At 58.9% G+C, this 23,227-nt stretch carries 22 protein-coding genes; 12 read left to right on the top strand and 10 right to left on the bottom strand.

Annotated elements, in window-relative coordinates:
* Positions 1-43 precede the first annotated feature (43 nt).
* A complete protein-coding gene (malQ, locus tag U9R25_16020; protein ID MEA3337406.1) occupies positions 44-1,603 on the top strand; it encodes a 4-alpha-glucanotransferase in 1,560 nt (519 codons plus the stop codon).
* A gap of 513 nt (positions 1,604-2,116) precedes the next feature.
* Positions 2,117-3,403, top strand: a complete 1,287-nt coding sequence (locus U9R25_16015; protein ID MEA3337405.1) for an alpha/beta hydrolase — start codon at positions 2,117-2,119, stop codon at positions 3,401-3,403.
* A 28-nt stretch (positions 3,404-3,431) separates the two neighbouring features.
* Here U9R25_16015 and U9R25_16010 read toward each other — a convergent pair whose 3' ends face one another.
* Positions 3,432-3,785 carry a cupin domain-containing protein gene (locus tag U9R25_16010; protein ID MEA3337404.1) on the bottom strand — a complete coding sequence of 118 codons (354 nt, stop codon included), beginning with the start codon at positions 3,783-3,785 and terminating at the stop codon, positions 3,432-3,434.
* 435 nt (positions 3,786-4,220) lie between these two features.
* On the opposite strand from U9R25_16010, the gene U9R25_16005 reads away from it, so the two are divergent.
* From U9R25_16005 to U9R25_15980, 6 genes are all read left to right on the top strand, one after another.
* Positions 4,221-5,486, top strand: a complete 1,266-nt coding sequence (locus U9R25_16005; protein MEA3337403.1) for a GNAT family N-acetyltransferase — start codon at positions 4,221-4,223, stop codon at positions 5,484-5,486.
* 27 nt (positions 5,487-5,513) lie between these two features.
* On the top strand, positions 5,514-6,404 hold the full coding sequence (rarD, locus tag U9R25_16000) for an EamA family transporter RarD (protein MEA3337402.1): 891 nt from the start codon (positions 5,514-5,516) through the stop codon (positions 6,402-6,404).
* A gap of 178 nt (positions 6,405-6,582) precedes the next feature.
* Entirely contained in the window at positions 6,583-7,035 is a 453-nt protein-coding gene (locus tag U9R25_15995) for a GNAT family N-acetyltransferase (protein MEA3337401.1), read from the top strand.
* Positions 7,036-7,236: 201 nt separating this feature from the next.
* Positions 7,237-9,333 carry a RecQ family ATP-dependent DNA helicase gene (locus U9R25_15990; GenBank protein MEA3337400.1) on the top strand — a complete coding sequence of 699 codons (2,097 nt, stop codon included), beginning with the start codon at positions 7,237-7,239 and terminating at the stop codon, positions 9,331-9,333.
* Positions 9,334-9,335: 2 nt separating this feature from the next.
* Positions 9,336-10,376 carry a DNA-processing protein DprA gene (locus U9R25_15985; GenBank protein MEA3337399.1) on the top strand — a complete coding sequence of 347 codons (1,041 nt, stop codon included), beginning with the start codon at positions 9,336-9,338 and terminating at the stop codon, positions 10,374-10,376.
* Positions 10,377-10,510: 134 nt separating this feature from the next.
* On the top strand, positions 10,511-11,434 hold the full coding sequence (locus tag U9R25_15980) for a hypothetical protein (protein MEA3337398.1): 924 nt from the start codon (positions 10,511-10,513) through the stop codon (positions 11,432-11,434).
* Here the strand turns inward: U9R25_15980 and U9R25_15975 are convergent.
* The 6 genes from U9R25_15975 to U9R25_15950 form a co-directional block, all read right to left on the bottom strand.
* On the bottom strand, positions 11,431-12,675 hold the full coding sequence (locus U9R25_15975) for a crosslink repair DNA glycosylase YcaQ family protein (GenBank protein MEA3337397.1): 1,245 nt from the start codon (positions 12,673-12,675) through the stop codon (positions 11,431-11,433). The genes U9R25_15980 and U9R25_15975 overlap by 4 nt on opposite strands.
* Before the next feature lie 2 nt (positions 12,676-12,677).
* Positions 12,678-13,133, bottom strand: a complete 456-nt coding sequence (locus tag U9R25_15970; GenBank protein ID MEA3337396.1) for a glutaredoxin domain-containing protein — start codon at positions 13,131-13,133, stop codon at positions 12,678-12,680.
* 227 nt (positions 13,134-13,360) lie between these two features.
* Positions 13,361-13,687 carry a VOC family protein gene (locus tag U9R25_15965; protein MEA3337395.1) on the bottom strand — a complete coding sequence of 109 codons (327 nt, stop codon included), beginning with the start codon at positions 13,685-13,687 and terminating at the stop codon, positions 13,361-13,363.
* Positions 13,688-13,775: 88 nt separating this feature from the next.
* Positions 13,776-15,071 carry a DUF190 domain-containing protein gene (locus U9R25_15960; GenBank protein MEA3337394.1) on the bottom strand — a complete coding sequence of 432 codons (1,296 nt, stop codon included), beginning with the start codon at positions 15,069-15,071 and terminating at the stop codon, positions 13,776-13,778.
* Positions 15,072-15,085: 14 nt separating this feature from the next.
* Positions 15,086-15,466, bottom strand: coding sequence for a fluoride efflux transporter CrcB (crcB, locus tag U9R25_15955; GenBank protein MEA3337393.1), 381 nt, complete (start codon positions 15,464-15,466; stop codon positions 15,086-15,088).
* 32 nt (positions 15,467-15,498) lie between these two features.
* The gene (locus U9R25_15950) at positions 15,499-15,636 is read right to left on the bottom strand and encodes a phosphoenolpyruvate hydrolase family protein (GenBank protein ID MEA3337392.1); all 138 of its coding nucleotides are present in this window, start codon (positions 15,634-15,636) and stop codon (positions 15,499-15,501) included.
* A gap of 177 nt (positions 15,637-15,813) precedes the next feature.
* On the opposite strand from U9R25_15950, the gene U9R25_15945 reads away from it, so the two are divergent.
* The 4 genes from U9R25_15945 (at position 15,814) to U9R25_15930 (ending at position 20,254) form a co-directional block, all read left to right on the top strand.
* Complete coding sequence (locus tag U9R25_15945; GenBank protein ID MEA3337391.1) at positions 15,814-16,776, top strand: FxLYD domain-containing protein; 963 nt, start codon at positions 15,814-15,816, stop codon at positions 16,774-16,776.
* Positions 16,773-18,710, top strand: coding sequence for a DUF2723 domain-containing protein (locus tag U9R25_15940; GenBank protein MEA3337390.1), 1,938 nt, complete (start codon positions 16,773-16,775; stop codon positions 18,708-18,710). The genes U9R25_15945 and U9R25_15940 overlap by 4 nt, the downstream gene beginning before the upstream one ends.
* Positions 18,707-18,997, top strand: a complete 291-nt coding sequence (locus U9R25_15935; protein ID MEA3337389.1) for a DUF4976 domain-containing protein — start codon at positions 18,707-18,709, stop codon at positions 18,995-18,997. The genes U9R25_15940 and U9R25_15935 overlap by 4 nt, the downstream gene beginning before the upstream one ends.
* Positions 18,998-19,210: 213 nt before the next feature.
* Positions 19,211-20,254 (top strand): uroporphyrinogen decarboxylase family protein, encoded by a 1,044-nt coding sequence (locus U9R25_15930; protein ID MEA3337388.1) that lies wholly within the window; start codon positions 19,211-19,213, stop codon positions 20,252-20,254.
* Between the two features lie 15 nt (positions 20,255-20,269).
* On the opposite strand, the gene U9R25_15925 is transcribed toward U9R25_15930, so the two are convergent.
* From U9R25_15925 to U9R25_15915, 3 genes are read right to left on the bottom strand one after another with little or no spacing between them, the layout of a single operon-like run.
* Positions 20,270-21,124, bottom strand: a complete 855-nt coding sequence (locus U9R25_15925) for a sugar phosphate isomerase/epimerase family protein (GenBank protein MEA3337387.1) — start codon at positions 21,122-21,124, stop codon at positions 20,270-20,272.
* Positions 21,125-21,164: 40 nt separating this feature from the next.
* Entirely contained in the window at positions 21,165-22,577 is a 1,413-nt protein-coding gene (locus tag U9R25_15920; GenBank protein MEA3337386.1) for an MFS transporter, read from the bottom strand.
* A complete protein-coding gene (locus U9R25_15915; GenBank protein ID MEA3337385.1) occupies positions 22,574-23,026 on the bottom strand; it encodes a nuclear transport factor 2 family protein in 453 nt (150 codons plus the stop codon). The genes U9R25_15920 and U9R25_15915 overlap by 4 nt, the downstream gene beginning before the upstream one ends.
* Positions 23,027-23,227 lie beyond the last annotated feature (201 nt).

Raw genomic sequence — 23,227 nt, 5'->3', positions numbered from 1 at the left:
GGCGGCGGCCGCCACGTTCATGCCCTTTCCCCGGAGACCCGCCATGACCTTCACCCGTTCCGCAGGCGTCCTGCTCCACCCCACCTCCTTCCCGGGCCGCTATGGCATTGGTGACCTGGGCGAACACGCCTATCGTTTCGTGGACTATTTGCAGGAGGCCGGGCAATCGCTCTGGCAGGTGCTGCCCCTGGGCCCCACCGGCTACGGGGATTCACCCTACCAATGCTTTTCGGCCTTCGCCGGCAACCCGCTGTTGATCGATCTGGAGCAGCTCATCGGCGATGGGCTGCTATCCTGGGATAGCATTAATCAGGACCTGCCTCCCTTTCCAGAGGACAAGGTGGACTTCGGCTGGGTCATCGCATGGAAAATGCCGTTGCTCAAGCAGTCCTACCAGGCCTTCAGCGAGCAAGCAAGCATGGAGCTTCTGGTGGACTTCGAGGTTTTCTGCGCCGAGAATGGCGACTGGCTCGACGATTTCGCCCTGTTCATGGCCTTGAAGGACGTCCACGATGGCGCACCCTGGGGCAGCTGGGAGATGGACATACGCATGCGCCAGCCGGAGGCGATAGCGCGCTGGCAGACTGAGCTTGCGCAGCCTGTCCGGACTCACAAGTACCTGCAATGGCAGTTCTTCCGCCAGTGGCTGGCTTTGAAGGCCTACGCCAACCAGCGCGGCATCCGACTTATCGGCGACATCCCCATATTCGTGGCCAACGACAGTTCCGATGCCTGGGCTCATCCCGATCTCTTCTACTTCGACGAAAAAGGCCAGCTGACCGTCGTAGCCGGTGTGCCGCCCGACTATTTCAGTGAAACAGGCCAGCTATGGGGCAATCCTCTTTACCGGTGGGAGGTGATGGCGGAGCGAGGTTACGCCTGGTGGACCGATCGCTTCCGGGCAATGCTGACCATGGTGGACATTGTCCGGGTCGACCACTTCCGCGGCTTCTACAACTATTGGGAAATCCCGGCGGAGGCTGAGACCGCCATCGACGGCCAGTGGGTGATGGGCCCGGGACCAGCCATGTTCGAGATGGTGGAAAAAGAACTGGGCAAACTGCTGATCATCGCCGAGGACCTGGGAGACTTTACCCCCGAAGCCCGAGAGGGGGTCGATCACCTGATGGAGACCTTCGGTTTCCCGGGCATGAAGATCCTGCAGTTCGCATTTGGCAGCGATGCCAACGACCTCTTCCTGCCCCACAACTATGACTCGCCAGACTGGGTCGTCTACCCTGGCACCCACGATAACGACACGATCATGGGCTGGTACGAAAACACCTCCCAGCCCCGTGAACGCGCCAACGCGTTGAAGTACCTCGGAAAGCAGGACACCAGCGATCTGGCCTGGGATTTCATTCGCCTGGCGTGGGCCTCGGTAGCCAGGATGGCCGTCTCCTCAGCTCAGGACCTGCTGAGTCTGGGCAGCGAGGATCGCATGAACGTGCCCAGCGTGCCCAGCGGCAACTGGCAGTGGCGCTATCTGACAGACGACCTGTCGGACGATATCCAGCAACGGCTGCGGGAACTGACGGCAATCTATGGCCGGGTGCCGCGGGAAACAGGTAGACAGGAAACAGGGAAACAAGGAAACAAGTAGACGGGGAATGGGGAAACAGTTGGCGCTTACGGAATCCGGATCGACAGAAAGCCTGCGGTTAGCGAAGTCGAACTGTCGTCGATAACGCGCTCTTTGAAGCATTGCAGGGCCACAATTGCCCTCTGCCACACCTGGTACAAGCAGGCATAAGTTCGTGGTCGATGTTGTAGGACAATTTTCCAAATTGTCCAGGTGCAAATTGTAAAATTGCGCTACAAAAACCATCCATGAATCTACGCCGGGCTGTACTAGCTCACGCACCGCCCGCTAGCTCTCACCTTTCGGTGGCCTTACCTAGCTCTCGCACCGCTTGCTAGCGTCACGGTACGCCTGCTGGTGTGCCAGCATGCACTGGGTTCCGACGCAGGTGTTAACAATTGATCGTTAACCACTGACAATTGACCATTAGCCTGGCACACGGCGCCTGGTCCATCGGCTAACCTGTCTACTAATTTACTTGTCTACCTGTCCACTTCTCTACTTCCGACGCTCGACCATTCGGAGGATAGCAGCATGAATTATCTCCTTCGCTTTCTGGCCTCCATTGTGACACTCTCCGGACTCCTTCTTCCGATCCGCTTCACGGGCATGGGACCCCGTCTCTTCATCTGGATTCCCAGAGTGCTGGCCACATCATTGTCACCTCTGATGGCCCTGGTTGGCGCCATCGTCTCTCTGGCAGCCCTTCGGCAGAGACAGCTGGTCACCGCCGCCGGCAGCCTCGTCGGTACAGGCCTGGCAGCCCGTTACATAATCCGAGTAGTGGCACCCCATGATGGCTTTTCAGAGGCTTTCGGACCCAATTGGCCAACTCGCGTGCCACCGGAGTTGCGCAGCAGACTGGCTGCCCGACGCTGGCCGCTGATCCTTCCTCCCTCCAGCGACTCCTTTCAGCATGACGTGGTCTTCGCCATCAACGACGAAACCGGCCGGGCACTGAAGGCGGACATCTGGCAGCCGCCCGCGGGCGTGCCGCGGACCGGGTTGGCTGTGATCTTTGTCCACGGCGGCGCGTGGCGTATCGGCGAAAAAGACCTGGGGACCCGCCCCATGTTCCGCCGGTTGGTCCGGCAGGGACACACTATCATGGACATCGAGTACACCATGGCGCCCGACGTGCTGGTGCCAGCCATGGTGGTCGACGTCAACCGAGCCATCCTCTGGTTGAAAATAAACGCGGCTGACTTCAAGGTCGATCCGGAACGAATCGTGCTGATGGGCGAGTCGGCCGGAGGACATCTGGCGCTGATGGCAGCCTACACCCCCGGCGACCCCGCATTCCAGCCCCCTGAAATCGATGGCGACACTTCGGTGCGCGCGGTGGTTTCCTTCTACGCTCCGATCGATATGCTGCTCCGCCACGAGGATATCGAACAGGGCATGGCGATGCTGGACAGCGATCCTTGGACGAAGGCGATTCAGTGGCCCGTCGAAATGGTGCTCAAACTGACGAGCCTGGTGCCCTGGGGAATGAAGGTTCAGGAGGCCCCCAATTACATCGCGGCGGTCTTGGGAAATACGCCGGACCAGGATCCACAGCTCTTTCGCCGGCTTTCGCCCAACTACCGGGTCAGCGAAGATTCTCCACCCACACTGTTGTTGCAGGGTAGCGCAGATGCCTTTGACATGGCGCCCGACGCCAGAGATCTTCACCAGAAGCTGCAAGCCGCAGGCGTACCCTCGGTGTTGGCGGAATTCCCCGGCGCCGACCACGCTTTTATACTGATGATGCCGACGATTTCCCCCGCGGCCCAGGCGGCCTTTCAGGACCTGGAACACTTCCTGGCGTTGATGGTTTGAGGCAAAGCGAGGCCGCCCTGCTCCGAAACTAGTCGGCTGCAGCTTCCGTCCGATGAAATTGGCCCGGATAATCACTGCGAGCCGGCTGAAACACGTCGACGACCCGACAGTCAGTCAGGGCCTGAGCCGAATGGAACACGCCGCCAGGAATCACCGCCACCGCCCCGGGCTCCAACACCCGTTCCTCGCCGTCGAGTACAAATTGGAGTCGCCCCTCCAGGACAGCGGTGACCTGTTCGTGCTGATGGTTGTGGCCTGGTAGCGTTGCGCCGGCTTCGATCTGCCAGAACGAGATTGTCAGGTTGTCAGTATGGATCAGCTTGCCGTGGAAACCGGCGATGATTTCCTCCGGCTCAACGGAGTCAAGATGGGTGAACGGCATGGTTGCTCCATTCAGAGACTCTGGTCAGCAGGAACGCTCAATCGTGATCGTCTGACGCCGGTTCCAGGGTCTCGGCGCCGGCCAATTTCCCAACCAGTTTGTGCGGTTCGTGAATAAGCAGCGGAAGACATTGACTGCAGATCCAGGCCGAACTTCCCGTATAGCGCAGCGAAAGCAACGGAACGACCTCCTCGGAACGACTGCAGTTCAGGCAAGAATTGGTAGTGGTTTGGTCTGACATGATTGCCCTCACAAGAGAAATAGCGGATACACAAGACACGGCAGTATAGGGCCGAACGCCCTTTCCGTCAACCTTCGGTGCCTTCCTTACCCATGCACGTAGGGGCGTCATCTCCACGCCTACTGCGGGGTTCAGTTGACAGTCTTCCGGCACCCCTGTACAATCCCCATCGATTCTGTTTTCGAAAGGGCAGGATGGTTGTAGCCAACCCCAACGTTGTCTTGCGCCGGGCCTCTCCAGCCGACGTGGACGCGGTCGCCGAGTTCAATAGCCGACTCCACGACGATTCCCGGCTGGGTATATGGACCCGAGATGCCATGTCGGGTCGCCACCCGACGATGAACGCCGCCAGCTTCCTGCTGGCGGTCGAACGGCGTACCGATCAGATCGTCAGCCTGGCATGTCTCATCCCTCAAACCTGGACATACGACGGCATTGCCCTGACCGTGGGCCAGATCGAAACCGTCGGGACCGATCCAGATTATCGCCGCCAGGGCCTGACCCGTGCGATCATCGAAGCGCTCCACAGGGAGAGCGAAGAGAACGGCCACCTGGTGCAGGCCATTCTTGGCAACCCATGGTGGTATCGCCGTTTTGGTTATGAGTATGCGCTAACCTTTGGCGGTCGCCGCCACCTGGAGCTGGCCGATCTTGAAGCCCTGGCCGAAAAGGCGCATCCCCGGTTCCAGGTGCGACCAGCCGAGACCATCGATATTCCAGCCCTTAGCTCACTGTACCAGCAGCAGTGTGCCGGCAAATTGCTCGTTCTGGACAGGGACCGCGAGCGCTGGCATTTTGACCTTACAGGACACAGCCCTGGTTCGCTGTTTGAAGCCAGGAATTGGCTCCTCCAGGACCACAGCGAATCAACCGCAGGATTCTTCCGCACCCTGGCCCCACTGTTCGATGGCCGGCTGGTAGTCACCGATCTGGTTGCAGAAAAGGATGTGGGCCTTTCAGAACTGTTGCCCACAATATGCCAATCGCTCCAGCACCAGCTTAGCGATGAAGTCGTGCGACTGACCTTCGATCTGGGCATGACCCATCCAGCCTATCAGGCATTGGAGGAAATATTAAGTGCGTTGGATCGGCCCTATGCGTGGTATGTCCGGGTACCCGATCTCCCTGCCCTCGTCAACCGGATAAAACCGGTGCTCGAGCGCCGGCTGGCAGATGCTGGCCTGAGTGACTTGAATGAATCCCTGTGTCTCTCCTTCTACGAGGATGGGCTGCGGATGAAATTTGAGAAAGGCAGGCTTGCAGAGGTCGTATCCCAGCCAGGCGAAGATCAAAGCGATGCAGCCTTTCCTCCCCTTGTCTTTTTGAAACTGCTCTTTTCATACCGATCATTGGCGGAACTGCTGCATGCTTTTCCCGATTGTTGGGCCACCCCGCAGGCGACAGAAATCCTGAACGTGCTCTTCCCCAGGAGGATTTCCTGGGTCCAGAGCATGGGGTAGAACGATCTTTCCAGTTTGAAGGAACTCATGAGACAAGGCACCCTGGCTGCAGCCGTCGCATACATCCTTTGGGGGCTCTTGCCGATCTACTGGAAAGCCGTCTCCGCTGTGCCGGCGCTGGAGCTTCTTGGACACCGCATCGTCTGGTCGCTGGTGGTGGTCCTGGTACTCTTATTGCTTCGCAGAAATTGGCAGTGGCTGGACCAGGCTCGTGCACGTCCAGCCATGTTATTACCCTTCGTCGTCACCGCCGCCCTGCTGGCTGCCAACTGGTTCACCTACATCTGGGCAACCAACAACAACCACATCGTCGAAGCAAGTCTGGGCTATTTCATCAATCCCCTGCTCAATGTGCTGCTCGGGCTTGTTTTCCTGCGGGAGCGACTGCGCCCAGGGCAGTGGCTGGCCGTTGCCATTGCAGCTGTTGGCGTCTCCTACCTGGTGTTCAACATCGGTGGCCTGTTGTGGGTATCCTTCACCCTGGCCCTCACCTTTGGTTTCTATGGGCTGTTGCGAAAGATCGCCCCTCTCGGTTCCCTGGAAGGATTGACCGTGGAGATGAGCGTGCTATTCCTGCCTGCGTTGCTTCTTCTTTTTAGCCTGCAACAGGCAGGAACCGGCGCCTTTGGACATGCCAGCCCGGCTTTCCAGCTCCTGTTAGCCATGTCGGGTGTCATTACAGCAGCGCCGCTGTTATGTTTCGCCTTTGCTGCAAAACGGGTCACCATGACCACCCTGGGCATACTGCAGTACATTGCGCCAACCTTGCAGTTCATGCTTGGCGTATTCGTCTACGGTGAGGTCTTCCCACCGGAGCGCCTTGTCGGATTCGCCATTATCTGGACGGCCTTGTTGGTCTATTCAGTGGAGAGCCTGCAAAACCGCAGGCGCCGTCGCGGGGTCTTGATGGCAAATTGAGGAGTCGAAAACTATGAGAGACGATCTGACGCGGGCCCACGAGGATACCCGGATGGCATGGAGGAACGGGCATTTCCTCCGGGGGAACCGCCCCGGCGCCACGGCCTCAGCCGGGATAGCAGATACAGCGAGATTCCACCGGTTCTGGTGGCTCGCCTGGTGTTGCCGGAGTGACCACATGACTACGCACAGTGAAGGACAAGAGAGTCGGACAGGGGAAATCCATGGGCGTTTCGCTACCGGCCAGGACCTGGATTTCGTTGGCCAGGATGGCTTCATCACATCAGAGATTCTCCTTCGCAAGATCGAACAAGAGGAAGTCATCATCGCCACCCTCGACGACTTGCCTGCCGGTTATCTGCGCCTTGAATATCTCTGGTCACTGGTGCCCTACATTGCCCTGATCCATGTCCAACCTGAGTACCGCCGTCGGGGTGTCGGCAAGGCCTTGTTGGACTTTGCGCAAGCATTCCTGAGGGAGCAGGGACATACGGCTCTCTACAGCTCATCCCAGGTTGACGAGCCCGAACCGCAGGCCTGGCACCGGCATGTGGGATTCCAGGAATGTGGGGTCATCTCTGAAATCAACCAGGGTGGAATCGGCGAGCTGTTCTTCCGCAAGGAGCTGTGACAGCCAGTAAGATTCTCCATTGCAATAACCTGCCGCATATGGCATACTAGCGGCACGGAATCTGCGGAATCGCTTGAGATTGTCGGCAGTGAGGGGAAAGCCTGGACCACGAAGGCAATGAGATTTACCAAGGCACGGAGCTCAAAGATACAGAGCCGCCCTGACCTTTGGCCAACACTATTCAGGAACTGAGGGGGGAAAATGTCGAGTGAAGCGATGGTGCTTGATCTGCTGTGTCAAGCACTACAAAACAAAAATGCTCTGCTGCGCAGCGGCCAGTTGGAGGCAATTCAGGCATTGGTAGATCAACGATCCAGGGTCCTCGTAGTCCAACATACCGGCTGGGGAAAGAGTATGGTCTATTTTCTGGCAACCCGACTCCTTCGGGATCTGGGGGCGGGCCCGACGTTGCTGATATCACCTCTGCTGGCTTTGATGCGAAATCAGATCGCGGCGGCGGAGAGAATCGGAATACGGGCTGCCACGATCAACTCCAGCAATCGGGATGAGTGGTATTCGGTGCAGGACCGCTTCCTGGCCAGTGAGATCGACATCCTGCTGGTGTCTCCGGAACGGCTGGCCAACAAGGAGTTTCGGGAACAGGTTCTGTTGCCCACGGTTCAACAGGTTGGCCTGTTTGTGGTCGACGAAGCCCACTGCATCTCCGATTGGGGCCATGATTTTCGACCCGACTACCAGCGCATAACGCGCATTGTGCAGGCAATGCCCCGCAATGTGCCCGTGCTGGCAACCACAGCCACAGCCAACGATCGTGTGGTGGCCGATGTGGCAGAACAGTTGGGCCCCGGTCTGACGACGATCCGAGGCAGCCTGGCCAGGGATAGCCTGCGCCTCCAGAACATTGCGCTGCCGAGCCAGGCAGCGCGGTTGGCCTGGCTTGCGGAGCAAGTGCCCAAACTGCCAGGCAACGGCATTATCTACACGCTTACGGTGAAGGACGCGGAGCGGGTTTCCGAGTGGCTGCAGATCCAGGGCATTGCTGCGCACAGCTACCATGGTAGGCTTGACAGTGATACCCGGGTAGAGCTGGAGGACAGATTGCTGGCCAACGGCGTCAAGGCACTGGCGGCCACGACAGCGTTGGGCATGGGGTTCGACAAGCCCGATTTAGGCTTCGTGATACACTACCAGCGGCCAGGCTCTGTGGTGCACTACTACCAGCAAGTGGGCCGAGCCGGCCGCGCGGTGGACGACGCCTATGGTATCATGCTGAGTGGCGCTGAGGATAAAGAAATTACCGAACACTTCATCCGCAGCGCGTTTCCACCTGAGGGTCACGCCACAGCAGTGATGGAAGCCCTGGCAGGCGCCGGGGATGGACTCTCGCTCACCATGCTGAAAGGTCGGGTAAACCTCAGTCACGGCCAGATTGAAAAGGTCCTGAAAGTACTGGCCGTCCAGACGCCGTCTCCGGTGACGAAGCGAGGATCCCGCTGGTATCGCACGCCGGTTCATTACCTGCCCGACCGGGAGCGAATACAGCGACTGAGCGAGCTCCGACGGGCCGAGCAGGCCCAGATGGAGGCATACCTGAACACAGATGAATGCCTGATGGCCTTCCTGCGCAGGGAGCTGAGTGATCCCCAGGCCTCTGTCTGCGGACGTTGCGCCTCCTGTGTTGGCGAACCCCTGCTTCCCACCGGGTACTCCCACCAGATGGCTCTGCAGGCCGTGGAGTTCCTGCGGCGCAGCGAGGTGGTCATCGAGCAGCGCAAGCGCTGGATCGGCGATGGGTTGGCATCTCACGGTTGGTGTGGCACAATCGACCCGGCGTTGCGCCCAGAGGAAGGACGAGCGCTGTGTCTGTGGGGCGACGCCGGCTGGGGCGCCATGGTCGAGCAGGGTAAACAGGTCACCGGGTCGTTCGACGACAGGCTGGTCTCGGGCGCCATCGAGATGATCCGGTCCCGCTGGCTGCTCCACCCATTTCCTACCTGGGTGACCTGCATACCTTCCTTGCGGCGGCCCACTCTGGTGGAAGATTTAGCCAGGGCAATTGCGCGGGACCTGGGCCTGCCCTTCTCGGGGACCATCAGCAAGGTGCGGGAGAACAGTCCGCAGAAGATCATGCAGAATAGTTTTCAGCAGGCCGCCAATCTGGCAGACGTGTTCTCGATCCAGCCCTGGTCAGGCATCGGCGGACCTGTGCTTCTGGTGGATGATATTGTCGATTCTCGTTGGACCTTGACCGTTGCGGCGGCGCTATTGAGGGAGGCCGGCAGCGGCCCGGTATATCCCCTGGCCCTGGCAATGGCCACGCCGGATTGGAGTGGATAGCAATGAACAATCACGTTTTGAGTGAAGATACGCAGGCGATCCTCTTGCTGTGCGGGCCATTGGGTACACCCGCTGCGACAGAGATCAAGGCCTTGAATGTTCGCGAGTACAACCGTGTTGCAGACTGGCTGAGAGCCAGCGAGATGAGGCCAGGCGATCTGCTCAGGCCATCGGTGATGATTCAGCTCCAGGAGGAGCGACCAGAGGGCGTCGAAGTCTCCAGGGTCGGCGCGTTGCTCGACCGGGGTACAGCTCTGGCGTTGGCTACTGAGGGATGGACCAATCAGGGCATGTGGGTACTCAGCCGGGCGGATTCTTCCTATCCCAGACAGATGAAGGAACGCCTCAAACGTTCGGCGCCTCCCATCCTTTATGGCGCGGGTAATGTCGATCTGCTTTCAGAAGGTGGGTTGGCCGTCGTTGGTTCCCGTAACGCCGAGCCGGAGGCTGGTGAGTTTACTCGCCGTGTTGGCAACGTGTGCGCCCTTCAGGGGATCCAGGTGATCTCTGGTGCGGCCCGGGGAATAGATGCCGAGGCCATGGGGGCAACACTGGATGCTGGAGGCACTGTTATTGGTATCCTGCCGGGCAGCCTTGCCTGGGCAGTGTTGGCCAGCGGCAATCGGCAGGCCCTGCTCGATGAGAGATTGGTTCTGACCTCGCCCTACAGACCTGAGGCAGGATTCACAGTGGGCCAGGCCATGGGACGAAACAAGACCATCTATGCCCTGGCAGACTGGGCCTTGGTCGTCAGCGCATCCAAGGGAAAGGGTGGCACTTGGACCGGTGCAATGGAAAATCTGAAGCAACGCCGGGTGCCGCTCTTCGTGAGAGATGGCGACAGAATCCCCGCCGGGAATCGCCATCTGCTGAGCCTGGGAGGCAACGCCCTGACGGAGTCCGATCTGGATGAAGAGATTGATCTTCGACAACACCTGACGACGTTGGCGGGTTTCCCAGTCCAGAGCGACGTGGAGAAGAACCTGCCTGTTCAGGCTGCGCTGGCATTCGATCAGCCTGTGCCACCAGCAACGGACGACTAAGCTGGGGAAATGGTCATGTCGGAGGCCCGGCAGAACATGTTCGGCACTCCACCCGTTGACAGATAGTCCCTCGCAAGGCTATAATCCTTCCAACCCTTGACGGTTGGAAAAGAAACAGGAACAAGGAGGCCCCCATGAAGCTTTCCAATGAAGCATTTAACCGGGCGCAGGCATTCATCTTTCGCAAGGCCCGTCCCCTTGAACGCTCGCTAAACAGATTCCACTTCACCGGTGACAGCGGCGATGTCGTACACCAGGATCTGATCAAATACCACAACCTTGACGGTGGTTTCGGCAACGGCCTGGAACCTGATCTGCGCCTCCCCGCTTCATCGGCCATCGCTACCACCGTGGCCATGCAGGTCCTACGAAGGGTGAGAGCCAGTGAAGAAGATGCCCTGGTCAAGGGGGCGATGCGTTTTCTACTCAGCATTTACGACGCAGAGCAACAGGTCTGGCCCATCATCCCCCCCAACGACAATAGCGACCCCCATGCCCCCTGGTGGTTCTACGACGACGATCTGGCCGAACACTGGCGCGGTTTCAAGTCCAATCCCCGGGCAGAAATCTTAGGCTACCTGTACGAGTATCCGGGACTCTCATCGGCCGACCTGCGCCAGGAACTGACGGAAGCCGTGATAACCCACCTGGAAGCGCCGCCCGAACCCCTGGAGGTACACGACTTGCTCTGCTACGTCCGGCTGGTGGAAACCAAAAACCTGCCAGAGGATATCAAAATCCGTCTGGTTGATCTGTTATTTCCCATGATCGACGAAAAGGTCGCCCGAACGCCGGAACAGTGGGCCGGGTATTGCATGCGGCCTCTGGACGTGGCCCTTTCCCCCAACTCTCCCTTCCTGGACGTACTCGCAGACTCCCTGCCCCGGAACCTGGACTACCTGATTCAGTCACAGGGTAACGATGGCGCCTGGTCGCCTACCTGGTCATGGGGTCCCAACTACCCCGACGTGTGGCCCCAGGCAGAGCGAGAATGGAAGGGGGTTCTGACCCAACGTAGCCTGCGGGAGCTTAAACTCTTCGATCGGCTCGGGAACTAGACCAGTGCCAACAGCCGGTCGCCGGCGTCTGCCGGTTGGCTGCGCTCGATGACCAGATCTGTGGCCTGGTGGAAAGCCAGAAAATCGCGCATGGCCGCCGCGATGGCTGCCATCATTTCGTCATCAACCTGAACGTGCGGCTCAAACAACAGCGATTTTAGCCGCAGCGTGCCAGTCTTGCGTTCCAACTTGGGATCAAAACGGCCTACCAGTTGGTTGCCGTGAAGTATGGGCAAACAAAAATAGCCCCAGCGCCGCTGAGATGCCGGTTTGTAGGCTTCCAGCACCTTTTCAAACCCCCAGAACTGGCTATCTCGACCCCCGGGATAAAACAGGGGATCAAAGGGGTTGAGAAAGGTGGTGCGCTGCCCTTTCAAAGCGCCGTCTGCGGCTTGCTCCAGCAAGGAAAGCCGATCTCGATGCGCAATCAGTGCCTGCGCGGAGCCGTCACTCAGCCGGCCTTCGACCTCGACAAACTGCCCTCCGGCAACCATGGCTTCGATGTAAGGACGCGCCGTGCCCCACTTCAAATCGTAGGTGTAGTCGGAAAGCTGCTTCGGCTGGCAGATCCCCAGAGCCAGCAACGAGCGGCTCAACACGTGGCGCAACGTCTCATCGACTTCGGGCATGTGGGTATCTACCCGCGCCGGCAACACCCGCTCCGTAAGATCAAAGACCCGCTGAAAGTTCCACCGATTGCTAACCATCAGCCTGCCCTCGTTGAACAGGTACTCCAGAGCCCGTTTAGCCGGCTTCCAATCCCACCAGCCATTGCGCCTGGGCCCATCATCCTTGAAATCAGCGGCTCGCAGTGGGCCTTGCTCGCCAATCCTTGCCAACACATCACGCTGAAGCCCGCTGTTGCCCGGCGTCGCCAGCCACTTGCAGTAACGGTCCGAGCTACGCTCGCGCCAGCGGAGCATCATCGGCAGGCGATAGCGATATTCGCTCAACGGGATGAGCGATGCACCATGGTACCAATACTCGAAAAGGCGCCGGTGCTCCGGATCGTAGGCCAGTCGATCCAGGTCCTGCAGATCGTAACTGCCCAACCGGCTCCAGAGAATGACGTAGTGGCTGCGATGGACCATCTGCAGCGTGTCGATCTGGATGCAGCCAATGCGTTCGATCGTCTGGCAAAGCGTGTCAGGATCAACAGGACCCGTCGTGCCGGTTTCTGTCGTCAAGCCCTGGGTGTGCAGCGCAACCGTTTGCAGTGCGTGGCTCGGATAGATCGTCATGTCTACCTGCTCGAGCGCGTGGCGCTTCTGAGGTAATGGGTCAACAGCCCCAACACCAATAGGACCAGCCCAGCCATCAGAAGGATTGGGGTGTTGTTGATAATCCCGATGGCCACGAAGACGATGCCGAACATCCTGACAAACGGGCTCTCTGCGAAATCCTGGATCCTGTCCAGAAAGGTCACATCGCCGACCTCCAGGCCAACCGAACGCAGTTTGGCTTCGAGCTCACGGGAGGAGGGCTCGGTCAAAGTGCTGCCGTCGGGGAATACCAGGGTCGGTACACTGGCGTAGCCATTGTTGATCTCGACAACCTGCTGCCGGGCCAGGGCATCAAAGGTGATGTTGATGTACTCGTACTCGGCATCAGCGCGCCGAAGTGTGCTTCGCACCGCCGGTACCATCGGGCAGACGGAACTGCCATATACGATGATTTTTCCTGGTTTGCTGCCTGACACAAATAGGTTCCCCTTGCCGTTTCAACGAAACTCGTTCCTCGGGTCTGCACGAACAAGGTTTCCCCTCTTCGCTACCTTTGCGCTTCCCGATCCAAACGCCGCAGACATCCCAGAACCTTCAGCCTGAGCAGTTACTTTAGAACGGCGCTCACGGACGAGATCGGTTGAGCCTGCGGGGAGATCTCGCTAACGTACGATCTCCCCACAGTGACAACGGCAAAAACCGGCTATGCCGCCGATTCGTCGTCCTGCCACATGGCAAACTGGTTGCCCTCGGAATCGGCGCACCAGGCGAAGTAGCCCATGCCTGACACCGCCTGCCTGGGGATCATCACCTGGCCGCCAAGGGCCGTGACCTGGGCCACCGATTCGTCCAGGTTCTCGACGCCAATATAGTTGGTTATGCCATGTCCCGGCTGTTGCCGCGCCATCATGCCACCACCTGTGACACCTGTTTCAGCGCCGGTGCCAAAGGTCCAGTACGCGGTCATGCCAGGAGGCGACTGAAATTGCCAGCCAAAGAGTTTGCTATAGAAATCCTGGGCTCGCTCAATTGCGCTTGCTTCGACGTTACCATGCTTACAGAGACAACACGAATAAAGGGAACATATGTTCTAATTATAGCATCGACGAGGCATTTTGTCAACAACAGCTTTCTGCTGAATACAATGCCTTCATCACGGCCTTGCGCTCAGCCAGGCCAACCATCCTTCCTTCGGCATCGAGGACCAACAACCGCTTGACACCCCGCTCGAGCATCTCCCGCAGCAGTTCGGCCAGGGACGCGGAATCGAGCACGCTGTATACCTCAGTTACCATCACATCGGCAGCAATGCTATCAGCAGGAAAGACACCCGCCCGCGATTTTGACCAGGGCAATCGGGCCGCCAAACGTTGCATGACACCCTGCCGGGCTTCTGGCTCAATCGACTCCAGCAGTGCCCGGTCGGTCACCAGGCCCACCACGCGACCAGTGTCGTCGGTGATCACAACACGCCGGTGAGAGCTGGCCACCAACTCGTCCAGCACCTGCTGAAGAGGCGTATCGGCGTGCCCGGTGGGCACATCCTGGCTGGCGACCTCGCCGGCTGTCGCCCTGCTCTTGCCTGACAAAAGCTGCCGGGGCGCCGTTTCCGCGATCTCGATCCCGTCGGCGGCCAGCACCTGCAGCAGATCAAATCGACTGATAATCCCCACCAGTTTGCCCGTCTCATCCTCTACCGGCAGACGCTTTAGCTCCTTGGCAGCCATGATGCGGCCCGCCTGGTCCAGGGTGGCGTTTTCCCCGATGGTCACGGGCCCAGGCGACATGATATCCCCGGCCGTTTTGCCACTCTCTTGCAGGGCCTTGAGCTGATCCGCCAGCTCCTCCGTGGTCAGGTCCCTGTGAATGCTCAAACGCAACGACATGCCCCCCCGTTCAAGCAGATCGCCGCCCGTGATAATGCCCACGACCCGCCAGTCCCTGCTGACCACCGGCACCGCCTTGACCTCCCGCTGGAGCAGCAAACGAACTACTTCGTCGATGGGAGTATCGGGCATCACGGTGGCTACCGACCTGCTCATTACCGCGCGGACAAGCCGATCGCGGGGAAGCTCGGGGGAGCCGCGGTGGCGATACTGTACAATCTGCACATTCTCCACCGTGATCAGACCTTCCACCACCATCGGCCCGACCACTAAGAGCGCTTGCTGGATCCGTTCCGGTTGGTCAACCACTGTGATGACCAGGGAAAGGTCGGTGGAGAGCCTGAGCAACGATGCCGTATGCACGCGGCTGTGGGCACCAAATCCCGCCAGCGCCTTGACAACCGTAGCACCTGCCAGACCGTCACTCCTCAACGTCTCCAACAATGCCCGGTAAAGCGGCCTGCCCTGCCACTGGTCGCTATCGCCGATATAAATCGTCAGCCGTTGGCCAGGTCCCATAAGTGTCATCTGTCAGTTCTCCTCTATAACGCGCGGGCCAGGGCCGCTCCCACGACCACGGCGACCCCACCCAACACGACACTGGCTCCCAGGTTCAGCGCAGCCAGCCCCATGCTGCCCTCCTCGATCAAGCGCCAACTTTCGAAACTGAAGGTCGAAAAGGTCGTGAAGGATCCCAGAAACCCGATAGTGACCAGAAACCGAGCGTTGGGAAAGCCGATCAGTCGCTCCTCCAACAGTGTAGCAATGAAACCCAGGAGAAAGCAGCCCACAATGTTGACAATCAGCGTGCCGATGGGAAAACCCAGGTGACCATAGCGAGTATCAAAAAAAACGCCGGCCAGAAACCGCAGGTTGGCTCCCATGAATCCCCCCAGGCCAATGAACAACAGCTTCAATAACATGCCAGCTCCCTCGCTTCAACGACTGGATTGCCTCACGGCTGAAGATCCTCAAGGTCCTCAGCTTGCTTCGAAATAGCCACCCCGGTCGGCAGACGTTCCAGGCTGCTGGCGCCGAAGAATCCCACGACGCCCTCGGTGTGGTCAAAGATGCTCTGGGCATCCTCCGGCATAGCAGCCTCCTCTGTGATCAAAGTTGTATTTGATAGCCTCCACAAGATAAGCCGGAGGAGCAAATCTGTCAAGGACCAGGGACGGCGTCGTTGTTTACCCAACTTACCTGAAAAGAAGTATAATTCCGCTATCTGGCGATGGTCACACCATCGGATTTGCTTCCCTGGAGGGGCGCGATGCGTCGTCCATATCTGGTTGTTGGCTTTTTTGTGGCGCTGACGGTGCTGTTCACCGTAATCGCGTCCGGGGCCGGCACCAGCGATACCTTCATTTACATACCCCTGGTTAACGTCCCACCCGACATTGTCGTGACCAGCGATCAACTCTACGTTGACATCGTGGGAGGTGGCCTGCACCTGGTGGGCGAGCTACGCAATGCTTCAGAGGTGAACCAGGGATTGCTGCGCGCGGTGGTGACCCTGACCCAGAACGATCAAATCGTACATACCGCCAGTGCCTTCGCCATGCTCACGCCGCTGCGGCCGGATGAACGCTCTCCCTTCGATATTGGCCTGGGCACGCCGCCCAACTTCGACGATTACACACTGGCGGCAACCGGCAGCGAGACCGACAGCGAGCCTCTGGACGATTTTGCCCTGCTCAGCACCAATACCTTTACGGAGACCAACCACCTTCAGGCCGTGGTGGGCGAACTGCGCAACGACATGAGCAGCAACGCCAGATTCGTCGTCGCCGTGGGAACCTTCTACGATAACAACGGCGATATATGGCGCGCCGACCAGAATACCACCATGCTGCAGGTGCTGGCGCCCGGCCAGCGCAGCCCCTTCAAACTGGCCGCCGTGGAGCCGGACGAGATCGCCAGCTATGTCGTCGAGCCACGCGGGTTTCCCACAACAGTTCAAGCGGACGCTGATCTGACGATTGTGACCAGCGCTGCAACGATTCAGGATGAAACCCTGCTCGTCTCAGGGCAGGTGAGAAACGATGGCAGTGACCTGGCAAACGATGTGAGGGTCGTCATCAGCCTCTACAGCTCGAGCGGCCACATACTCAACGCCGACTTTGTCCAGATGAACACACTCGCCGCTGGCGCCGTGCAGCCTTTTGAGGTCACATTCAGCCACGGCTGGCAAGGCTACGACCATTTCGAGCTGCAGACGCAGGGATACCGATGACAGCCGACTCCGGCCAGATTGAGACCAGCGTAGCGAGGGATCAGCCCGGGTTGTCCACCCGTGATCGTTGGTGGGCCCTCGGCATCTGCCTTGCTGCGCTGGTTCTTTACGTCGCCACTCTCGCTCCGACGGTCGCCACCGTATTCGACGACAGCCTGGAATTTCAGGTCGTCTTGCCGACCCTGGGCATCGCCCACCCCACCGGCTACCCCCTTTACACGATTCTGGGCTGGATCTTCAGCCTGTTGCCGGTCAACGACCCCGCTTATCGCGTCAACTTTTTTTCGGCGGTCGCCGCGGCCATCACCGTTGGTCTCATCTTCCTGGTAGCCCGCCGGCTCGGCAGCAGCAGGCTGCCGGCCGCCAGCGCCAGTATCATCTACGGGCTGAGCCCGGTCTGGTGGTCGCAGGCCACCATTGCAGAAGTTTACGCGCTGCATGGCATGTTCGTCGCCCTGATCCTTCTGCTGGCGCTGCAGGGCAACGGTACCCGCAAACCGTGGCTGGCGCTGGTATTTGGCCTGTCGCTGGCCCATCATCGCATGACCCTGTTGTTACTGCCGGGGCTGCTGGTCTACCTGCTATGGACCGATCCGGGCGTACTCAGGGATCCCCGCCGCTTGCTGATGCTGGTGGGCGCCGGCCTGCTTCCCCTGCTTCTCTACGCCTACCTGCCGATCCGCGGCCTGAGCACTACCTCCCTGGATGGCAGCTACAGCAACACCTGGCAGGGATTCTGGCGCCACGTGCTGGCCAGCGATTACGGCTCCTTCCTCTCCGGCAATCCCCTGTCGGTCGAGCGTTCCCCTGCCTATCCCCTGCGATTGTTGATCGAACAGATCGGTATCGCGGCCTTTCTGTTCGGGCTGGTGGGCTGGCTTCGCTGGCCCAGGTTCCCCCGCCAATGGACCTTTCTGGCGCTGGTCTTCCTGGCCAATTTCCTCTTCGCAGCCTTTTACAACACCTCCGATGTCGACGTCTTCTTCCTGCCTGCCATCATGGTCTGGTTGCTGATGACTGCAGCGGGCCTCACGATGCTTTTCGAGGGACTGGAGAAAGATCTTGCGCGTCGGACCCTGCCTGGTTCCACGGCAATCTGGCTTGTACTGCTTCAATTGCTGGTGGTGATAGTTGTGCTCTGGCATCCGTTGGCCAACGCCCTCCAGACCTTACGCACGGAACCCAAGGCCGTCACCTGTAGCGAGGTGTTGGTCGTTGGCGGAGCGCCCGCGCTGCATCCCAACCGGGCCGGTGATTGGAGCGCCCACAACTGCGGCAGCGCCATGCTGGCCGCCGCCAGCCGGGACGATGCCACCATCATCGGTCTGCTGGGCGAAACCACACTGCTGCAATACCTGCAGATGGCCGAAGATATGCGGCCGGAGGTCGCATTGGTGACAGCTGATGCCGAGACGGAACGGCTGGCCGCGGTACATCGGGAGTTGGCTGCAGGGCGAACCGTCTACCTGACAAGGGAACTGCCCGGTATCCTGCAGGACCACTCCCTGTCAGCGGCCGGTCCACTGATTCGGGTGCGAGCCGTCGAAGAACTGGTCTCAACTACCCTGCCGCCCGTGGATGCCTCCTTTGGCGACTCGCTAAGCCTGGTCGGCTTCGAGTTCAGTCCGCTGCCTGCCAGGAACACCGACTGGCGGCGGGTTCAGCTGGCCTGGCAGGTAAACACCCCCATTGGCGAGGAACTCAAGGTATCGGTGCGGCTGATGGACCCTGACGGTGCCGTCGTGCAATCGCAGGATGCCATCCCGGTCCACTGGGCCTATCCCACCACCGCCTGGCGTGCGGGAGAGACCATCATCGACAGCTATGATTTCGCCCTGGACCCCAACACCTCCCTCGACAACCTGACTCCGCTGGTGATCCTCTACAGGGCATCCGACGGCAGCGAGGTCGGACGTTATCCACCAGTCAAATGATCACCTCGCTGAATCTGGAGCGCGACGCCATCTTCTGGCATTATCCTCATTATGGCAATCAAGGAGGCACCCCCGGCTCGTCAATCCGATCTGGAGATTATAGGTTGATCGAGTTCTTTGAAGATGGGAAGGTAGAACTTTATAACCTCAGGGAGGATATCGGCGAAGAACATAATCTCGCCGGGGCAGAACCTGAACGGACAGCAAAGCTTCAGGCTATGCTCGCCTCCTGGAGAGAAGCCGTAGCCGCCAAAATTCCTGAAGTCAACCCTGACTATGTATCTTGAAAAAGCTGGCTCTCTGGTAGTTCGCGTGATCAGTTTAGCAAAGTCTCAAATTTTTGCCACGAATTACTCGAGTTTTCACTAATGTTTTTTTCGTGTTAAATCGTGCAATTCATGACAAGGTTCTTTTCTTGATCACGCGGAATTCCAAAGACCCAAAAAGCTTGGAGCTGATAGTTATTGATGAATCTAACCTGCGACCAAGGAGATGAATAGATGATTGATTGGAATCAAATCCCCGATCATCCTGCCAGTCCGGACTTCAATAATCTGTTGACGGTGTTACGCCGCGAAGTTCCAGTGCGTCCCACCCTGTTTGAGTTTTTCCTCAATGATAGACTATATCAGCGGTTGGCCCCCCTCTCTGAATTCGAAGCAGATGTCTCTTACGCAGCGCAGCGACAAGTCATGACTGCCTTCCATCGGCTCGGATATGATTACGTTACGATCCTGGTCCCCGGTTTCAAATTTCCGTCAGAGAGAGTCTATGAAAAACAGACGGTTTCCATCAATGCCGGCGGATTGATCCATGACTGGGAATCCTTTGCAGCTTATCCTTGGCCTGATCCCGAAGTAGCGGATTATGACATTCTGAACGTGTTGGGCGCAGCACTACCCGCCGGGATGAAGATCATTTGCGATGGTCCCAGCGGCGTACTGGAAAACGCCATCGAGATTGTGGGATATGAACGGCTGTGTTATTGGTTGGCCGATGACCCCGAATTGGTGAGAGAAGTTTTTCAGAATGTTGGCTCTCGGTTGGTGCAATTTTATGACCGGGTCGCCGCTCACCCAGCGGTAGGGGCTTGCATCGATAATGACGATTGGGGTTTCAAAACCCAGACGATGTTCTCGCCAACACAAATGCGGGAATTTGTATTCCCCTGGCACCGGCGGATTGCGGAAGTTGTGCATGCTGCCGGTAAGCCAATGATTTTGCACTCTTGCGGGCATTTCGAACGCATCATAGATGATATGGTTGAGATCGGCATTGATGCCCGGCACTCCTACGAAGATACCATCTTGTCAGTTGAGGAAGCTTATGATCGATATCACGATTGTTTCGCTATCTTGGGTGGCATCGATCTGGATTTCATCTGCCGGTCTACCCCAGGAGAAGTCTACGCACGATCTAAGGCTTTACTAACTCAAACCGCCGATCGGGGAGGATACGCCTTAGGGACCGGCAACTCGGTTGCCGACTATGTGCCTGACGAGAACTACTTTGCAATGATTCGCGCAGTTTTAGACCTGCGATAGACAGGTAGCATCAGGTCAATTCGGTGGCATCGATGACGCGCGCAGGAAGGCTAACCCTTCCTCCACATAGGCCACCGGATCGGGACAGACGTCGTGAAACATGCCCCGCTGGAAGGCAAAATCGCCAATGGCCGAATTGTAGGTCTCCAGCAGGATGATCCCGTCAAAGCCGATTTCGGTCAACGCCCCGAAGATGCTTTGCCATGGCACCAGGCCCCCGCCAGGCACCCCCCGGTCGTTTTCGCAGGCATGCACGCCCCATAACCGGTCCTGCACGGTAAGGATGGCCTGCCGGTAATCCCGAATCTCGGTCACCAGGTGGTAGGTATCGAGCAATAGGCTCAGATTGTCGTGCTCAGCCATCTGCATAAGTTGCATGGCCTGGGCCGGCGTATTGACCAGATGGGTTCTGAAATGGCTCATCGGTTCGATGACGATCGCCACGCCCCGCTGTTCACCATAATCCGCCAGGCGATGGAGCCCGACGGCAACACGCTGACTTTCGTCAGGCGGCGGCACCCGCCGCTGGACCACGCCGGGGTGCCCGTAGAGCGCGCCCGTGTAGGCCACCGCCCCCAATGCCGCCGCCAGGTCGATATTGTTTTCATGCCAGGCCAGTCCCGATTCCCGGGCTGCTGGATCATCCGACGAAATATCGTACTCAAGGGGCCATTCGCCACCCGGACTGATCGTCAGGGTCATTCCCAATGCCCTGGCACGCTGGCGCGTAAGCTCCGGGGTAAACTGGACGTCGTCGCCCACGGCGATCTCGAAAACCTCCACGCCCAGGTCTCGGGTTATATCGAGGATGCCTAAGCGCTCGTCTGTCCAGCGGTCGGTGAAGATGTAACTATGGATGCCGTATTGCATGTTTTTTTCCTTCGATCCGACCTCAGCCCGACTGGCCGCCTCACGGCCAGGAGCCGGTCGGATAACGTTTTGCCCGCTCAACCTGGGCGGCGGTGACGATTCCATGTAGAACCGCCTGGGCCGTCATAGCCCGTTGGGTCGCATACTCAAGCGCTCCATCGTCAACCCTGACAGCCCGTTTTTGCGGAACGCGCAGGAAGATCAGGGCGATAGCGGCTGTCACCAACATCAGGACAAACGCCACGGTGAACACCTGGGTTGGCGTGCTGTAATCACTGATAGCAACCACCAGCAGGGGACCCGCAACACCTCCCAAGGCGGCCGCCGATTCCTTGATCCCCATGACCCGTGAACGGTGCCGGTCGTTGGTGATGTCAAGAATGAAAGCACTCAAGGCAGGCATCACCAGTGACTCGCCGAGACCGGCGATGACGGCCACCAGCAAAAATATGGGAAAAGAGGTAACCAGGGCCAGACCGGCATAAAACCCTGCATTGAGCAGCGTGCCGAAAACAATCATTGGCCTCCGGCCATACTGATCGCTCAGCCGGCCAAGGAATCCCTGGCCCAGAACAGTTGTCAACCCATAGACAGCGACCACGACCCCGAACTGCACGGTGGTCCAGCCCAGGTCATCGTAGACGTAGAAGATCATCTCAGGCTCAACAAACGCAAAGGCAAAGATCATCACGAAGTCGATCGCCAGCAAGGCAGCAAAAACCCGCAACGGACGGGGCAGAGATTCCAGCAAGGACTCCTTTTTGCCGGGATGTCGTTCCTGGAATCGGCGTTTCTGCAACTGCTCCCGTTTGCGCACCTCAGCGGTCCTGGTTTCGGGAACGATCATGAACGCCACGATGAAGGCCAGGGTAGCCATGATCGCGGATGCGAGAAAAGGTGCCGCGAATCCCAGGCTGTCGTAGAGTAGTCCGCCGACGATGGGTCCCAGGAAGAAGCCCGCCGCATAACTGCCCATGATGACGCCAACCCACCGGGCCCGATCCCGTTTCGGCGATACATCCGCCACGAATCCCATGGCGGCAGGAAAAAGCCCGGCGGAAAGGGCGCCCTCGGCCGCCCGAATGGCGACAAACATCTGAATGCTGTCCGCCAGTAAAAACCCGACGTTGGCAAGGGCAAAGGTCGCCAGTGAAAGCAGAATGAGGGGCCGGCGGCCGATTCTGTCAGCCAGGGCGCCCATGAAAGGAGCTGCCACCAGCTGGGCCAGGGCGAAGGACATGGTCATCAAACCCAGGGCCTCTACCCCCGCGCCAAGTTCGCCCAGGCGCCGGGCAAAGACAGGCATGATGATACCGAAACCGGTCATCATCAAGGCAACGCTGCCTGCCAGCAGAAAGATGGTGTTTCGCCGGCGGGTTGCACTCATCCCCTCTGAGATCACCTGATCGGCGAGGATTACCTCGCCCAGGATGGAATCTCGGGATGGTTTCATAGCATGATGTCCAGTTCGACCAACAGGGTGCCCAGATCGATGTAGGTCGTTTCCTGGCGAATCAGGCCATCCTCGATCTCATAGACCGAGACCCCTCGAAACCGGACCGTTCTGCCGGTGGGTTCGATCTCGCGGTCAAAGATCGGCGGTGCCAGGGGACCGGAGTTAACCCCGGTGAATTCCCACTGGGTGAAAACAATCTTTTCGGCTGCCACCGTCCGGATCACGTGGTAGTCCATCTCGGGAAAGCTGGCGAACCAGGAGGCCCAGAATGCCTCCGGTTGCTCGCCCGACAGGGCATCGCTGGCAAACGCGTCCCGATAGACCAGATCCAGCTCATAATCGTCGGCAAACAAAGCCGCCATCCTCTCTGGCTCTCCTGCCGCCAGAGCCGCTGAGTAGGCCCCAATCACGTCAAGCACAGAAAGCGTCCTCTTTTCATCGTCCATACCGGGGTAACTCCCGTTTTCTGGCCGCCGCGTCGCCGTGTCGCTGACTGCGGTCCGCCGTCTTCTGGCCGCCGCGTCGCCGTGTCCCTCTTTCGCCGTATCTCCGTGTCGCTGACTGCGGTCTGCCGTCCGTCGTCCGCGGTCTTCTGAAAGCCGTCCGTCGTCCGCGGTCTTCTGAAAGCCGTCCGTCGTCCGCGGTCT

The organism is Chloroflexota bacterium (genome assembly GCA_034717495.1).
Lineage (GTDB): Bacteria > Chloroflexota > Anaerolineae > JAAEKA01 > JAAEKA01 > JAYELL01.
This window is presented reverse-complemented; position numbering and strand designations above follow the sequence as displayed.

What these genes read in the sequence shown, in the direction of transcription:
- U9R25_15915 (MEA3337385.1), bottom strand. Translation starts at nt 23,026, where the DNA reads ATGGACGATGAAAAGAGGACGCTTTCTGTGCTTGACGTGATTGGGGCC.
- crcB (MEA3337393.1), bottom strand. Translation starts at nt 15,466, where the DNA reads ATGTTATTGAAGCTGTTGTTCATTGGCCTGGGGGGATTCATGGGAGCC.
- U9R25_15975 (MEA3337397.1), bottom strand. Translation starts at nt 12,675, where the DNA reads ATGACGATCTATCCGAGCCACGCACTGCAAACGGTTGCGCTGCACACC.
- U9R25_15920 (MEA3337386.1), bottom strand. Translation starts at nt 22,577, where the DNA reads ATGAAACCATCCCGAGATTCCATCCTGGGCGAGGTAATCCTCGCCGAT.
- U9R25_16005 (MEA3337403.1), top strand. Translation starts at nt 4,221, where the DNA reads ATGGTTGTAGCCAACCCCAACGTTGTCTTGCGCCGGGCCTCTCCAGCC.
- U9R25_15950 (MEA3337392.1), bottom strand. Translation starts at nt 15,636, where the DNA reads ATGCCGGAGGATGCCCAGAGCATCTTTGACCACACCGAGGGCGTCGTG.
- U9R25_16010 (MEA3337404.1), bottom strand. Translation starts at nt 3,785, where the DNA reads ATGCCGTTCACCCATCTTGACTCCGTTGAGCCGGAGGAAATCATCGCC.
- U9R25_15995 (MEA3337401.1), top strand. Translation starts at nt 6,583, where the DNA reads ATGACTACGCACAGTGAAGGACAAGAGAGTCGGACAGGGGAAATCCAT.
- U9R25_15980 (MEA3337398.1), top strand. Translation starts at nt 10,511, where the DNA reads ATGAAGCTTTCCAATGAAGCATTTAACCGGGCGCAGGCATTCATCTTT.
- U9R25_16015 (MEA3337405.1), top strand. Translation starts at nt 2,117, where the DNA reads ATGAATTATCTCCTTCGCTTTCTGGCCTCCATTGTGACACTCTCCGGA.
- malQ (MEA3337406.1), top strand. Translation starts at nt 44, where the DNA reads ATGACCTTCACCCGTTCCGCAGGCGTCCTGCTCCACCCCACCTCCTTC.
- U9R25_15935 (MEA3337389.1), top strand. Translation starts at nt 18,707, where the DNA reads ATGATCACCTCGCTGAATCTGGAGCGCGACGCCATCTTCTGGCATTAT.
- rarD (MEA3337402.1), top strand. Translation starts at nt 5,514, where the DNA reads ATGAGACAAGGCACCCTGGCTGCAGCCGTCGCATACATCCTTTGGGGG.
- U9R25_15960 (MEA3337394.1), bottom strand. Translation starts at nt 15,071, where the DNA reads ATGACACTTATGGGACCTGGCCAACGGCTGACGATTTATATCGGCGAT.
- U9R25_15990 (MEA3337400.1), top strand. Translation starts at nt 7,237, where the DNA reads ATGTCGAGTGAAGCGATGGTGCTTGATCTGCTGTGTCAAGCACTACAA.
- U9R25_15930 (MEA3337388.1), top strand. Translation starts at nt 19,211, where the DNA reads ATGATTGATTGGAATCAAATCCCCGATCATCCTGCCAGTCCGGACTTC.
- U9R25_15985 (MEA3337399.1), top strand. Translation starts at nt 9,336, where the DNA reads ATGAACAATCACGTTTTGAGTGAAGATACGCAGGCGATCCTCTTGCTG.
- U9R25_15945 (MEA3337391.1), top strand. Translation starts at nt 15,814, where the DNA reads ATGCGTCGTCCATATCTGGTTGTTGGCTTTTTTGTGGCGCTGACGGTG.
- U9R25_15940 (MEA3337390.1), top strand. Translation starts at nt 16,773, where the DNA reads ATGACAGCCGACTCCGGCCAGATTGAGACCAGCGTAGCGAGGGATCAG.
- U9R25_15925 (MEA3337387.1), bottom strand. Translation starts at nt 21,124, where the DNA reads ATGCAATACGGCATCCATAGTTACATCTTCACCGACCGCTGGACAGAC.